Origin of the sequence: Lonsdalea quercina subsp. quercina (assembly GCF_000688695.1) — a bacterium.
GTDB classification, from domain to species: Bacteria; Pseudomonadota; Gammaproteobacteria; order Enterobacterales; family Enterobacteriaceae; genus Lonsdalea; species Lonsdalea quercina_D.
This window is the reverse complement of the sequence record NZ_JIBQ01000019.1, coordinates 1-12,850: the sequence shown is the minus strand read 5'-3', so window position 1 is coordinate 12,850 and position 12,850 is coordinate 1. Positions and strand designations below refer to the sequence as shown.

Annotated in this window: 27 protein-coding genes; all 27 read right to left on the bottom strand. The window is 49.6% G+C overall.

Translation table 11 applies throughout. The features are described 5' to 3' along the window. Positions 1-5: 5 nt before the first annotated feature. Positions 6-362 carry a 30S ribosomal protein S13 gene (rpsM, locus tag SB13_RS16285; protein WP_026741357.1) on the bottom strand — a complete coding sequence of 119 codons (357 nt, stop codon included), beginning with the start codon at positions 360-362 and terminating at the stop codon, positions 6-8. Positions 363-509: 147 nt separating this feature from the next. Next, on the bottom strand, positions 510-626 hold the full coding sequence (gene rpmJ / locus SB13_RS16280) for a 50S ribosomal protein L36 (protein WP_002227352.1): 117 nt from the start codon (positions 624-626) through the stop codon (positions 510-512). Between the two features lie 34 nt (positions 627-660). Next, the gene (gene secY, locus SB13_RS16275; RefSeq protein ID WP_026741356.1) at positions 661-1,992 is read right to left on the bottom strand and encodes a preprotein translocase subunit SecY; all 1,332 of its coding nucleotides are present in this window, start codon (positions 1,990-1,992) and stop codon (positions 661-663) included. A 7-nt stretch (positions 1,993-1,999) separates the two neighbouring features. Next, the gene (gene rplO / locus SB13_RS16270) at positions 2,000-2,434 is read right to left on the bottom strand and encodes a 50S ribosomal protein L15 (protein ID WP_026741355.1); all 435 of its coding nucleotides are present in this window, start codon (positions 2,432-2,434) and stop codon (positions 2,000-2,002) included. A gap of 3 nt (positions 2,435-2,437) precedes the next feature. Beyond that, the gene (rpmD, locus tag SB13_RS16265; RefSeq protein WP_004846568.1) at positions 2,438-2,617 is read right to left on the bottom strand and encodes a 50S ribosomal protein L30; all 180 of its coding nucleotides are present in this window, start codon (positions 2,615-2,617) and stop codon (positions 2,438-2,440) included. 6 nt (positions 2,618-2,623) lie between these two features. Then, positions 2,624-3,124, bottom strand: a complete 501-nt coding sequence (gene rpsE, locus SB13_RS16260; RefSeq protein ID WP_026741354.1) for a 30S ribosomal protein S5 — start codon at positions 3,122-3,124, stop codon at positions 2,624-2,626. Between the two features lie 14 nt (positions 3,125-3,138). Continuing rightward, positions 3,139-3,492 (bottom strand): 50S ribosomal protein L18, encoded by a 354-nt coding sequence (gene rplR / locus SB13_RS16255; RefSeq protein WP_026741353.1) that lies wholly within the window; start codon positions 3,490-3,492, stop codon positions 3,139-3,141. Positions 3,493-3,501: 9 nt separating this feature from the next. Continuing rightward, entirely contained in the window at positions 3,502-4,035 is a 534-nt protein-coding gene (rplF, locus tag SB13_RS16250) for a 50S ribosomal protein L6 (RefSeq protein ID WP_026741352.1), read from the bottom strand. Positions 4,036-4,048: 13 nt separating this feature from the next. Further along, positions 4,049-4,441 carry a 30S ribosomal protein S8 gene (gene rpsH / locus SB13_RS16245; protein ID WP_026741351.1) on the bottom strand — a complete coding sequence of 131 codons (393 nt, stop codon included), beginning with the start codon at positions 4,439-4,441 and terminating at the stop codon, positions 4,049-4,051. Between the two features lie 33 nt (positions 4,442-4,474). Further along, positions 4,475-4,780, bottom strand: a complete 306-nt coding sequence (gene rpsN, locus SB13_RS16240) for a 30S ribosomal protein S14 (protein ID WP_026741350.1) — start codon at positions 4,778-4,780, stop codon at positions 4,475-4,477. 13 nt (positions 4,781-4,793) lie between these two features. Beyond that, complete coding sequence (gene rplE / locus SB13_RS16235; protein WP_026741349.1) at positions 4,794-5,333, bottom strand: 50S ribosomal protein L5; 540 nt, start codon at positions 5,331-5,333, stop codon at positions 4,794-4,796. Between the two features lie 14 nt (positions 5,334-5,347). Then, on the bottom strand, positions 5,348-5,662 hold the full coding sequence (gene rplX, locus SB13_RS16230) for a 50S ribosomal protein L24 (RefSeq protein ID WP_026741348.1): 315 nt from the start codon (positions 5,660-5,662) through the stop codon (positions 5,348-5,350). 11 nt (positions 5,663-5,673) lie between these two features. Continuing rightward, entirely contained in the window at positions 5,674-6,045 is a 372-nt protein-coding gene (rplN, locus tag SB13_RS16225; RefSeq protein ID WP_026741347.1) for a 50S ribosomal protein L14, read from the bottom strand. Between the two features lie 170 nt (positions 6,046-6,215). Further along, entirely contained in the window at positions 6,216-6,470 is a 255-nt protein-coding gene (rpsQ, locus tag SB13_RS16220) for a 30S ribosomal protein S17 (protein ID WP_012768107.1), read from the bottom strand. Position 6,471: 1 nt separating this feature from the next. Next, positions 6,472-6,663, bottom strand: coding sequence for a 50S ribosomal protein L29 (gene rpmC / locus SB13_RS16215; protein ID WP_026741346.1), 192 nt, complete (start codon positions 6,661-6,663; stop codon positions 6,472-6,474). Then, positions 6,663-7,073: a 50S ribosomal protein L16 gene (gene rplP, locus SB13_RS16210; protein WP_026741345.1), complete on the bottom strand. Its 411-nt coding sequence runs from the start codon at positions 7,071-7,073 to the stop codon at positions 6,663-6,665. Before rplP ends, rpmC begins: the two co-directional genes overlap by 1 nt. 12 nt (positions 7,074-7,085) lie before the next feature. After that, positions 7,086-7,787 (bottom strand): 30S ribosomal protein S3, encoded by a 702-nt coding sequence (gene rpsC, locus SB13_RS16205; RefSeq protein ID WP_026741344.1) that lies wholly within the window; start codon positions 7,785-7,787, stop codon positions 7,086-7,088. A 17-nt stretch (positions 7,788-7,804) separates the two neighbouring features. Next, positions 7,805-8,137, bottom strand: a complete 333-nt coding sequence (rplV, locus tag SB13_RS16200) for a 50S ribosomal protein L22 (protein WP_026741343.1) — start codon at positions 8,135-8,137, stop codon at positions 7,805-7,807. 14 nt (positions 8,138-8,151) lie between these two features. Next, positions 8,152-8,430 carry a 30S ribosomal protein S19 gene (gene rpsS / locus SB13_RS16195; RefSeq protein ID WP_021013347.1) on the bottom strand — a complete coding sequence of 93 codons (279 nt, stop codon included), beginning with the start codon at positions 8,428-8,430 and terminating at the stop codon, positions 8,152-8,154. A gap of 16 nt (positions 8,431-8,446) precedes the next feature. Beyond that, positions 8,447-9,268 (bottom strand): 50S ribosomal protein L2, encoded by an 822-nt coding sequence (gene rplB / locus SB13_RS16190; protein WP_026741342.1) that lies wholly within the window; start codon positions 9,266-9,268, stop codon positions 8,447-8,449. Between the two features lie 19 nt (positions 9,269-9,287). Further along, on the bottom strand, positions 9,288-9,590 hold the full coding sequence (rplW, locus tag SB13_RS16185; protein WP_026741341.1) for a 50S ribosomal protein L23: 303 nt from the start codon (positions 9,588-9,590) through the stop codon (positions 9,288-9,290). Continuing rightward, positions 9,587-10,192 carry a 50S ribosomal protein L4 gene (rplD, locus tag SB13_RS16180; protein ID WP_026741340.1) on the bottom strand — a complete coding sequence of 202 codons (606 nt, stop codon included), beginning with the start codon at positions 10,190-10,192 and terminating at the stop codon, positions 9,587-9,589. The genes rplW and rplD overlap by 4 nt, the downstream gene beginning before the upstream one ends. Positions 10,193-10,202: 10 nt before the next feature. After that, positions 10,203-10,832 (bottom strand): 50S ribosomal protein L3, encoded by a 630-nt coding sequence (gene rplC / locus SB13_RS16175; protein WP_026741339.1) that lies wholly within the window; start codon positions 10,830-10,832, stop codon positions 10,203-10,205. 32 nt (positions 10,833-10,864) lie between these two features. Beyond that, positions 10,865-11,176 (bottom strand): 30S ribosomal protein S10, encoded by a 312-nt coding sequence (gene rpsJ / locus SB13_RS16170; protein WP_001181005.1) that lies wholly within the window; start codon positions 11,174-11,176, stop codon positions 10,865-10,867. A gap of 292 nt (positions 11,177-11,468) precedes the next feature. Further along, positions 11,469-11,942, bottom strand: coding sequence for a bacterioferritin (gene bfr, locus SB13_RS16165; protein ID WP_026741338.1), 474 nt, complete (start codon positions 11,940-11,942; stop codon positions 11,469-11,471). A 74-nt stretch (positions 11,943-12,016) separates the two neighbouring features. Then, positions 12,017-12,211, bottom strand: a complete 195-nt coding sequence (gene bfd, locus SB13_RS17475) for a bacterioferritin-associated ferredoxin (RefSeq protein ID WP_072000274.1) — start codon at positions 12,209-12,211, stop codon at positions 12,017-12,019. Positions 12,212-12,343: 132 nt separating this feature from the next. Next, on the bottom strand, positions 12,344-12,850 hold a 507-nt coding region (locus tag SB13_RS16160; protein WP_026741337.1), incomplete at its 5' end, for an EF-Tu C-terminal domain-related protein.

Genomic DNA, 12,850 nt, shown 5'->3' with positions numbered 1-12,850 from the left:
CCCGATTATTTCTTGATCGGTTTGCGCGGACCCTTACGGGTACGGGCGTTGGTCTTGGTACGCTGACCGCGAACCGGCAGACCACGACGATGACGCAAACCACGATAAGTTCCAAGGTCCATAAGACGCTTGATGCTCAGGGTAACTTCACGACGCAGGTCACCTTCAACAACAAACTTGGCAACTTCGTCACGTAGCTTTTCGATTTGCTCTTCAGACAGCTCACTGATCTTAACATTTTCAGCAATACCCGTAGCCGCGCAGATAGCCTGCGAGCGAGTTTTGCCAACACCGTAGATCGCTGTTAATGCAATTACGGTATGTTTATGATCAGGAATGTTAATGCCTGCTATACGGGCCACTATGCACTCCTACAATTTTATACAGCAACACCATTCTGAAAAGCCCGTTTTCAGGATACTCAAATAGTGTTGCAGTCACATACAAAAGATTGGCTGGCTAATCTAGCCAGCTCAACCCAACTTTGCAAGAAAAATATGTGAGATAAATCAGCCTTGACGCTGTTTATGCTTCGGCTCGGCGCTGCAAATCACACGAACGACACCGTTACGTTTAACGATCTTGCAGTTACGACATAATTTCTTGACGGAAGCACGAACTTTCATTTTTACTCTCCGTAACTTCTCAAGCTTGCCTTGATTAGCGGTTATAGCCTTTCAGGTTTGCTTTCTTCAATGCAGACTCATATTGACTCGACATCAACAGGGTTTGCACTTGAGCCATAAAGTCCATGATCACGACAACAACAATTAACAGGGACGTACCACCAAAGTAGAACGGCACTTTCATTGCGTCACGCATGAACTCCGGGATAAGGCAGATAAAAGTAATATACATCGCACCAACCAAAGTCAGGCGGGTCATCACTTTATCAATATATTTCGCCGTTTGCTCTCCCGGCCGAATTCCTGGCACGAATGCACCGGACTTCTTCAGGTTATCTGCTGTTTCACGCGGATTGAAAACCAACGCGGTATAAAAGAAACAGAAGAAGATGATTGCAGACGCATAGAGTAGCACATAAAGCGGTTGTCCAGGCTGCAGATACATCGAAATTGTCGTTAGCCAGTTCCAACCGGTACCGCCCCCAAACCAAGATGCGATCGTAGCTGGGAACAGAATGATACTGGAAGCGAAGATTGCTGGGATAACCCCGGCCATATTCACTTTCAGCGGCAAATGCGTACTCTGTGCTGCATAAACACGACGGCCTTGCTGGCGTTTTGCATAGTTCACGACAATTCGACGTTGACCACGCTCAACGAATACAACAAAGAACGTCACTGCAAACACTAAAACTGCAACCAACAGCAACAGGAGGAAGTGCAGGTCGCCTTGCCGAGCTTGCTCGATAGTATGCGCAATGGCAGGAGGAAGTCCTGCTACGATACCAGCGAAGATTATGATTGAGATACCGTTACCGATACCACGCTCAGTAATCTGTTCACCAAGCCACATCAGGAACATCGTCCCGGTAACCAGGCTGACAACAGCCGTGAAATAGAAAGCAAAGCCCGGATTAATCACCAGCCCTTGCATTCCAGGCATATTCGGTAAACCGGTAGCAATACCGATAGACTGAAAAATACCCAAGACCAGCGTACCATAACGGGTATACTGACTAATTTTACGTCGCCCAGCCTCCCCTTCTTTCTTTATTTCCGCTAACGCTGGATGAACCACCGTCAGCAACTGGATAATAATGGATGCCGAAATATACGGCATAATACCCAGAGCAAAGATAGAAGCGCGACTGAGGGCACCACCAGAGAACATGTTAAACATTTCAATGATGGTGCCTCGCTGTTGCTCGAGCAATTTGGCAAGCACAGTGGCATCAATACCAGGAATGGGAATAAAAGAGCCAATACGGAAAACAATCAACGCACCGATTACAAACAACAGTCTGCGTTTCAGCTCGCCAACCCCGCCTTTAGCACTTTGAAAATCTAATCCTGGTTGCTTAGCCATCTGCTACTTATTCCTCAATTTTACCGCCAGCAGCTTCGATAGCAGCACGAGCACCTTTAGTGACACGCAGACCACGAATCGTTACTGGGCGTGCAACTTCACCAGACAGAATCACTTTCGCGAACTCAATCTGGATGCCAATGACATTTGCGGCTTTCAGCGTATTCAGATCGACAACATCGCCTTCAACGCGAGCCAGGTCAGAGAGACGGATCTCAGCTGTTACCATGGCTTTACGAGAAGTGAAGCCGAATTTCGGCAGACGACGGTACAGAGGCATCTGACCACCTTCAAAACCACGACGTACGCCACCGCCAGAACGAGACTTCTGACCTTTGTGACCACGGCCGCCGGTTTTGCCCAGGCCAGAACCGATACCACGACCTAAACGCTTCGGTGCGTGTTTAGCACCTTCGGCCGGAGACAGAGTATTTAAACGCATCTGTTACTCCTCCACTTTAACCATGTAGGAAACCGCGTTGACCATACCGCGTACAGCAGGCGTATCTTCACGCTCGACGGTGTGGCCAATACGACGCAGACCCAGGCCAAGCAGTGTTGCCTTATGTTTCGGCAGACGACCGATTGCACTACGGGTTTGAGTAATCTTAATAGTCTTTGCCATGGTTAATTACCCCAGAATTTCTTCAACGGATTTACCACGCTTGGCAGCGACCATATCCGGGGACTTCATATTGGCCAAGCCATCGATAGTTGCACGAACCACGTTGATCGGGTTAGTGGAACCATAGGCTTTAGCCAGTACGTTATGAACCCCTGCGACTTCCAGCACGGCGCGCATTGCACCACCGGCAATGATACCGGTACCTTCGGAAGCTGGCTGCATGAACACGCGAGACCCTGTGTGCGCACCTTTAACAGGGTGCTGCAGAGTGCCGTTGTTCAGCGCGACATTCATCATATTGCGACGGGCTTTTTCCATCGCTTTCTGGATTGCTGCCGGAACTTCACGCGCTTTACCGTAACCAAAACCTACGCGACCGTTACCATCACCAACTACAGTCAGAGCTGTGAAGGAGAAAATACGACCACCTTTAACAGTTTTGGATACGCGATTTACCGCGATCAGCTTTTCCTGCAGTTCGCCAGCTTGTTTCTCGATGTGAGCCATCTTACACCTCTACCTTAGAACTGAAGGCCAGCTTCACGGGCAGCATCTGCCAGTGCCTGGACACGACCATGATATTGGAACCCGGAACGGTCAAAAGAGACATCTTTGATGCCTTTTTCAAGAGCGCGCTCAGCGATGGTTTTACCCACAGCAGCGGCAGCATCTTTGTTACCGGTGGACTTCAGTTGTTCAGCGATAGCTTTTTCTACAGTAGAAGCGGCTACCAGGACTTCAGAACCGTTCGGTGCGATGACCTGCGCATAGATATGACGCGGGGTACGATGTACCACCAGACGTGTCGCACCCAGTTCCTGGAGCTTGCGACGTGCGCGGGTCGCACGACGGATACGAGCTGATTTCTTATCCATAGTGTTACCTTACTTCTTCTTAGCCTCTTTGGTACGCACGACTTCGTCGGCGTAACGGACACCCTTGCCTTTATAAGGCTCAGGACGACGGTAAGCGCGCAGTTCTGCAGCAACCTGACCGATCAACTGCTTATCAGCGCCTTTCAGCACGATTTCAGTCTGAGTCGGACATTCGGCATTAATGCCTGCAGGCAGTTCGTGATCAACAGGGTGAGAAAAGCCCAGGGCCATATTCACCACATTGCCTTTCACGGCGGCACGATAACCTACACCTACCAGCTGCAGCTTCTTAGAGAAGCCTTCGGTAACACCGATAACCATGTTGTTCAACAGTGCACGAGTGGTCCCAGCCTGGGCCCAACCGTTTGCAACACCTTCGCGCGGGGCGAAAGTCAGTGCATTGTCAGCCTGCTTAACTTCTACGGCATCATGGATCTTACGACTCAGCTCGCCGTTTTTACCCTTAATCGAAATATCCTGACCGTTGAGTTTAACCTCTACGCCGGCAGGAATGACGACGGGTGCTTTTGCAACACGAGACATTCTTTCCTCCCGATTAAGCTACGTAGCAGATAATCTCGCCACCAAGACCAGCCTGGCGAGCTGCACGATCAGTCATAACACCTTTAGAGGTAGAAACAACTGCGATACCTAAACCAGCCATCACTTTTGGCAGCTCATCTTTACGTTTATAGATGCGCAGACCTGGACGGCTAACACGCTGAATGCTCTCTACCACTGCTTTGCCCTGGAAATATTTCAGTTCCAGTTCAAGAGCAGGCTTGGTGTCGCCTTCGATTTTGAAATCTTCGATATAACCTTCTTCCTTCAGCACGTTGGCAATTGCCACTTTCAGCTTGGAGGAAGGCATGGTGACCGCAACTTTGTTCGCGGCTTGACCGTTACGGATACGGGTCAGCATATCCGCGATCGGATCTTGCATGCTCATCTGTCTTTACTCCCGTGATTCAATTGGTGACAATTACCAGCTAGCCTTTTTCAGACCCGGAATTTCACCGCGCATGGCGGCTTCACGGACCTTGATACGGCTCAACCCGAACTTCCGCAGGAAAGCGTGCGGACGACCAGTCTGGCGGCAGCGGTTACGCTGACGAGACGGGCTGGAATCACGCGGCAGAGTCTGCAGCTTCAGAACAGCGTTCCAACGATCTTCGTCGGAAGCATTCACGTCAGAGATGATAGCTTTCAGTTCAACACGTTTTGCGAAGAATTTGTCAGCTAGTTTCACGCGTTTGACTTCGCGTGCTTTCATGGATTGCTTAGCCATTAGTAACCCTACCTTACTTGCGGAACGGGAAGTTAAAGGCAGCCAGCAGAGCACGGCCTTCATCATCGGTTTTCGCAGTAGTGGTAATGGTAATATCCAAACCACGAACGCGATCGACTTTGTCATAGTCGATTTCCGGGAAGATGATCTGCTCACGCACACCCATGCTGTAGTTACCACGGCCATCGAATGACTTGGCGGACAGGCCACGGAAGTCACGGATACGCGGTACAGCAATGGTGATCAGACGCTCAAGAAACTCCCACATGCGTTCGCCACGCAGAGTTACTTTACAGCCGATCGGATAGCCCTGACGGATTTTGAAGCCTGCAACTGATTTGCGTGCTTTGGTGATCAGCGGTTTTTGACCGGAGATTGCTGTCAGGTCTGCTGCTGCATTATCCAGCAGTTTCTTGTCAGCGATCGCTTCACCAACACCCATGTTCAGGGTGATCTTCTCGACCCGAGGGACTTGCATGACAGAATTGTAGTTAAACTCAGTCATGAGTTTTTTAACTACTTCGTCTTTGTAGTAATCATGCAGTTTCGCCATCGTACTACTCCAAATTACTTGATAGTTTCGCTGTTAGATTTAAAGAAACGGACTTTTTTTCCGTCTTCGAATCTAAAGCCTACACGGTCAGCCTTGCCAGTTGCCGCATTGAAGATCGCAACGTTGGAAACCTGAATTGCAGCTTCTTTTTCAACGATGCCACCTGGTTGGTTCAGGGCCGGAACCGGCTTCTGATGTTTTTTAACCAGGTTGATACCTTCAACAACAATCTTGCTGGAAGACAGAACATTTTTTACTTTACCGCGCTTACCTTTATCTTTGCCGGTTAGCACGATAACTTCGTCATCGCGACGGATTTTCGCTGCCATGGTTTCGCTCCTTACAGTACTTCTGGTGCCAGAGAGATAATTTTCATGAACTTTTCAGAACGCAGTTCACGAGTCACCGGCCCAAAAATACGCGTACCGATGGGCTGTTCGCTGTTATTGTTCAAAATAACGCAAGCATTTCCATCAAAGCGAACGACAGAACCGTCAGGGCGACGAACACCCTTCTTGGTGCGCACCACTACCGCCTTCAGCACATCGCCTTTCTTCACCTTACCACGAGGAATTGCTTCCTTGATGGTGATCTTGATGATGTCGCCGACGCCTGCGTAGCGACGGTGCGAGCCACCTAGAACCTTGATACACATTACGCGACGCGCGCCGGAGTTGTCGGCCACGTTCAGCATAGTCTGTTCTTGGATCATGTTAGTGCTCCGCTAATGTCAACTACTACTTTATAGGACCCAGAATAGGCCGTTAAAAAAGCCCCATAAATGAGGGCGCAGCATTATAACACTGCTTCCTGACTATGGGTAGAAAAAATAAACGGCTCAAAAATTTGAGCCGTTTATCGTTTTAGAGAACGCTCACTCTATTACAGAATCGCTTTCTCTACAACGCGAACCAACGTCCAAGATTTGGTTTTGGACAGCGGACGGCATTCGCGGATTTCCACCACGTCGCCGATTCCACATTCGTTGTTCTCGTCATGTACGTGCAGCTTAGTCGTACGTTTGATGAATTTCCCGTAGATCGGGTGCTTCACGAAACGTTCGATAGCAACAACAGCAGATTTCTGCATTTTGTCACTAACAACACGACCCTGCAGAGTACGGATTTTATCGGTCATTTTACGCACCCGCCTTCTCAGTCAGTAAAGTCTTAACGCGTGCGACATTACGACGCACTTGCTTTAACAGGTGAGTTTGTTGCAGCTGACCACTGGCCGCCTGCATACGCAGATTGAATTGTTCGCGCAGCAGTTCAAGCAGTTCAGTATTCAGCTCTTCAACGCTCTTTTCACGCAGCTCTTTTGCTTTCATTACATCACCGTCTTAGTTACAAAGGTGGTTTTGATCGGCAGTTTCGCTGCTGCCAGTTGGAATGCCTCACGGGCTAACTCTTCCGGCACACCGTCCATTTCGTACAGGACTTTACCTGGCTGAATCAAGGCAACCCAATACTCAACGTTACCTTTACCTTTACCCATACGCACTTCCAGCGGTTTCTCGGTGATCGGTTTGTCCGGGAATACACGGATCCAGATCTTACCTTGACGCTTTACAGCACGAGTCATGGCACGACGCGCGGCTTCGATTTGACGAGCGGTCAGGCGACCACGGCCAACAGCTTTCAGACCGAAAGTGCCGAAGCTCACATCCGTACCGGCAGCCAGACCACGGTTGCGGCCTTTGTGCACCTTACGGAATTTTGTACGCTTTGGTTGTAACATCAGCGACTCTCCTTACTTGCGGCCTTTACGCTGCTGCTTTTTAGGTTGAGCAGACGGTTTTTCTGCTTGCTCAACGGCAGCCATACCACCCAGGATCTCACCTTTGAAGATCCACACTTTCACACCGATGACACCGTAAGTGGTGTGCGCTTCGGAGGTGTTGTAATCGATATCCGCACGCAGTGTGTGCAGCGGAACACGACCTTCGCGGTACCATTCGGTACGTGCGATTTCAGCGCCGCCAAGACGGCCACTTACTTCAACTTTGATCCCTTTAGCGCCCAGACGCATGGCATTCTGTACGGCACGCTTCATAGCACGGCGGAACATAACACGACGTTCCAGCTGAGAAGTGATGCTGTCAGCAACCAGTTTTGCGTCCAGTTCAGGCTTACGGACTTCAGCGATGTTGATCTGCGCAGGAACGCCAGCGATTTCCGCGACGACTTTACGCAGTTTTTCTACGTCTTCACCTTTCTTACCGATAACGATGCCCGGACGAGCGGTGTGAATAGTCACACGAATGCTCTTAGCCGGACGTTCGATAACGATGCGGGAAACGGAGGCTTTCTCCAGTTCCTTAGTCAGGTATTTGCGAACTTTAAAATCGCTGTCCAGGTTGTCAGCGAATTCTTTGGTATTTGCGTACCAGGTAGAGTTCCAAGGTTTGACAATACCCAGTCGAATACCATTAGGATGTACTTTCTGACCCATTGCTAGTCTCCAGAGTCTCAGCGATCGGACACAACCACAGTGATGTGGCTGGTACGCTTCAGGATGCGATCCGCACGACCTTTGGCACGCGGCATAATGCGCTTCATGCTTGGGCCTTCGTCAACGAAGATTTTCGCAACTTTCAGATCATCAATGTCAGCGCCATCGTTGTGTTCTGCGTTAGCAATAGCAGACTCCAGTACTTTTTTAACCAGACCAGCAGCTTTCTTGTTGGTGTAGGTCAGAATTTCCAGAGCTTGCGACACTTTCTTACCGCGAATCAGGTCCGCCACCAGGCGTACCTTTTGAGCAGAAGAACGAGCGTGGCGATGTTTAGCGATAGTTTCCATCTCTTCCTCCTACCTTAGCGCTTTTTAGCCTTTTTATCGGCCGCGTGGCCGCGATAAGTACGGGTCGGTGCGAACTCACCCAGCTTGTGACCGACCATCTCATCAGAGATGAATACCGGAACGTGCTGACGACCATTATGGACAGCGATGGTCAAACCGATCATGTTTGGAAAGATCGTTGAACGACGGGACCAAGTGCGCAAAGGCTTCTTGTCTCCGCTTTCCACCGCTTTCTCTACCTTCTTCAGCAAGTGCAGGTCTATAAATGGACCTTTCTTGAGAGAACGTGGCATGGTTTATCCTCTAAAATTATTTGCTACGGCGACGTACGATAAATTTATCAGTACGCTTGTTGCTGCGGGTCTTCTTACCTTTGGTCTGAATGCCCCACGGGGATACCGGGTGCTTACCAAAGTTACGACCTTCACCACCACCGTGCGGGTGGTCGACCGGGTTCATTGCCGTACCGCGAACGGTAGGACGAACACCACGCCAGCGAGCAGCACCAGCTTTACCCAGAACGCGCAGCATGTGCTCAGCGTTACCGACTTCACCCAGTGTAGCGCGGCAGTCAGCTTCAACTTTACGCATTTCACCAGAGCGCAGACGCAGGGTGACGTAAGAACCGTCGCGGGCAACGATCTGAACGTAGGCACCGGCTGAGCGAGCCAGCTGGCCGCCTTTACCTGGTTTCATTTCTACGTTATGAACCGTTGAACCAACCGGGATGTTACGCATAGGCAGGGTGTTACCCGGCTTGATTGCAGCATCAACACCAGACTGAATCTGATCACCGGCTTTCAGGCCTTTAGGTGCCAGGATGTAACGGCGTTCGCCATCTTTGTACAGAACCAGCGCGATGTTCGCGGAACGGTTCGGATCGTACTCCAGACGCTCAACTACAGCAGGGATACCATCTTTGTTGCGTTTGAAGTCAACAATACGGTACTGCTGTTTGTGACCACCACCGATGTGACGGGTAGTGATGCGGCCATTGTTGTTACGGCCACCGCTTTTGCTGTTTTTTTCCAGCAACGGGGCATACGGCTTGCCCTTGTGCAGCTCAGGGTTAACCACTTTAACAACGTGGCGACGACCCGGAGATGTCGGTTTACATTTAACAATTGCCATTGTTCTTTACTCCTCCGACTTACTCTGCGCCGCCGATGAAGTCCAGATTCTGGCCTTCTTTCAGGGTGACGTAAGCTTTTTTCCAGTCGCTACGACGACCGATACGCTGTCCATGACGTTTCACTTTCCCTTTAACAACCAGGGTGCGAACTTCATTGACTTCGACTTCAAACAGTTTCTGCACTGCTGCTTTGATTTCTGCTTTAGTCGCGTCTTTTGCAACTTTGAGAACGATGGTGTTGGTTTTTTCCATCGCAGTAGACGCTTTTTCAGAAACGTGCGGCGCGCGCAGTACTTTCAGCAGACGTTCTTCACGAATCATGCCAGCATCTCCTCAACTTGCTTAACAGCGTCAGCAGTCATGACCACTTTGTCGAAGGCGATCAGGCTAACTGGGTCGATACCTGCTACATCGCGTACGTCAACCTTGTACAGGTTGCGTGCGGCCAGGAACAGATTCTCATCCAGTTCACCGGTGATGATCAGCACGTCTTCCAGAGCCAGCTCTTTCAGCTTCTGAGCCAACAGCTTGGTTTTCGGTGCTTCAACAGAGAACTTCTCGACAACGATCAGACGATCTTGACGTACCAGTTCGGACAGGATGCTTTTCAGCGCGCCGCGGTACATCTTTTTGTTAACTTTCTGACTGTGGTCCTGAGGCTTCGCAGCAAAGGTCACGCCACCGGAACGCCAGATCGGGCTCTTCACAGAACCTGAACGCGCACGGCCGGTACCTTTCTGGCGCCACGGTTTTTTACCGGAACCAGTTACTTCAGCACGGGTCTTCTGAGCACGAGTACCTTGACGGGCACCTGCTGCATAAGCAACAACAACCTGGTGTACCAGCGCTTCGTTGAAATCACGACCGAAGGTAGTTTCGGAAACAGTCAGCGCGCTTTGCGCGTCTTTCAATACTAATTCCATTGCTATCCCCTTACGCCTTCACAGCTGGTTTAACGATCAGGTCGCTACCGGTAGCACCGGGAACTGCACCTTTAACCAGCAGCAGGTTGCGCTCAGCGTCAACACGTACTACGTCCAAGCTCTGAACGGTTACGCGTTCATTACCCATCTGGCCAGCCATTTTCTTGCCTTTGAACACTTTGCCCGGAGTCTGGTTCTGACCGATAGAACCCGGAACGCGGTGAGACAAGGAGTTACCGTGGGTAGCATCCTGAGTACGGAAGTTCCAGCGCTTAACAGTACCGGCAAAACCTTTACCTTTGGATGTACCAGTCACGTCAACTTTTTTCACGTCAGCGAAAATTTCAACGCTGATGTTCTGACCGATGGTGAATTCTTCACCTTCAGCCAGGCGGAATTCGCGCAGAGTACGACCTGCTTCAACGCCCGCTTTAGCGAAGTGACCTGCTTCAGGTTTAGTGACACGGCTAGCTTTTTTAGCACCGGTAGTCACCTGGACAGCAGAATAACCGTCGTTTTCCAGGTTTTTGACCTGAGTTACGCGGTTTGCTTCAATTTCAATTACGGTTACAGGGATAGAAACGCCTTCTTCAGTGAAGATGCGGGTCATACCCACTTTTTTACCGACTAAACCAATCATTGTTTCAACCTCTCAATCGCTCAATGACCTGATTAACCCAGGCTGATCTGCACGTCTACACCGGCAGCCAGATCCAGACGCATCAGAGCATCAACGGTTTTCTCGGTTGGCTCAACGATGTCAACCAGACGCTTGTGAGTGCGAATTTCATACTGATCGCGCGCATCTTTATTGACGTGCGGTGAAATCAGAACGGTAAAGCGCTCTTTGCGGGTCGGCAGCGGGATCGGACCACGGACTTGAGCGCCAGTGCGCTTAGCGGTCTCGACGATTTCCGCGGTTGATTGATCGATCAGACGATGATCAAACGCTTTCAGGCGGATACGGATTCTTTGGTTCTGCATGAGACCAGAGCTCCAATTATTTATAAACGTAAATAATTACTCCTCACACCCATTTCGATTGATGGGGGAGTGTAATCGTTCAGTACATAACTCCCCTATTGGGAGTATTGTTTGACGGGCCTTAACACCTGTCTCCGAATTCACAAAGAATCGGGCTTACCATTTCAGGTAAGCCCGCGCATTATACGTAAATCTGTCTAGGAAGCAACCCGGGAGGGAAAATGATTTCTTATTGACCTACCTAGTCCTGCGGTGACCTCGAGGGCAATTTAGGTCGACATCGTGGTTAGTCTCAAGCGTCTTTAAGCTGAGCCTGAAGATAGTTCTGGATCCCTAGCCGGCCAATTAAATCCAGCTCAGTCTCCAGCCAATCTATGTGTTCTTCTTCATCAGATAGAATAGCAATCATCAAATCTCGGCTGACATAATCGCGAACCGAGTCGGCGTAGTTGATAGCCTCTCGTAGATCACGCGCACCCTCCAATTCGAGGTTCAGGTCTGAGCGTAGTATCTCCTCCACATCTTCACCGATGTTGAGCTTACCCAGATCTTGCAGATTAGGTATCCCTTCAAGGAAAAGGATACGTTCGATATAGCGATCCGCGTGTTTCATTTCGTCTATCGACTCATGATATTCGTGATCATTAAGACGGGTGAATCCCCAATTTTTAAACATCCGGGCGTGTAAGAAATACTGATTGATAGCTATGAGCTCATTACCTAGCAGCTTGTTTAGATGCGTAACGACATTTTTATCACCTTTCATGACATGACTCCTCCGCTCCAGTTCTTAAAAGTGTAGAACCCGTCGTTACAGAGTCAAAAATATACCCATGCAAACTATGCCACTTTATATAGTTCTGAAAGTTTTTCTTTCTCTTCTAGGAGAATCGAACGAGCGTGCCGTAAACATTTACCGCAGTCAGTCCCAATAGGAATCAGTTGCTTCAAATGCTGGAGGGATTGTGGTTGATGCTGATGAACTACGTAGCGGATTGCTTTATCAGTGATTGCATTGCACAAACAAACATACATTCTTGGTGACTCATTTTTAACCAGATAACCGAATTCTAATTGCGAATATTTTTTATTTCAATTCTCATTCCTTTTTTAAGCAATAAAAAAAGGCACCGAAGTGCCTTTTTATGCGATTTAAATTATCAGCAATTAAGCGATAACTTTAGCAACCACGCCGGCGCCTACGGTACGACCACCTTCACGGATTGCGAAACGCAGACCATCGTCCATTGCGATCGGAGCAATCAGGTTGACAACCATCTTGATGTTGTCGCCCGGCATGACCATTTCTACGCCTTCCGGCAGTTCGATGGTGCCCGTTACNTCAGTTGTACGGAAGTAGAACTGCGGACGGTAGCCTTTGAAGAACGGAGTATGACGGCCNCCTTCATCTTTGCTCAGAATATAAACTTCTGATTCGAACTGGGTGTGCGGCTTGATTGAACCCGGTTTAGCCAGTACCTGACCACGTTCAACTTCGTCACGCTTAGTACCACGCAGCAGAACACCAACGTTCTCACCCGCACGGCCTTCGTCCAGCAGTTTGCGGAACATTTCAACACCGGTACAAGTCGTTTTAGTCGTGTCTTTGATACCCACGATTTCAACTTCTTCACCCACTTTGATGATGCCGCGCTCTACACGACCGGTAACTAC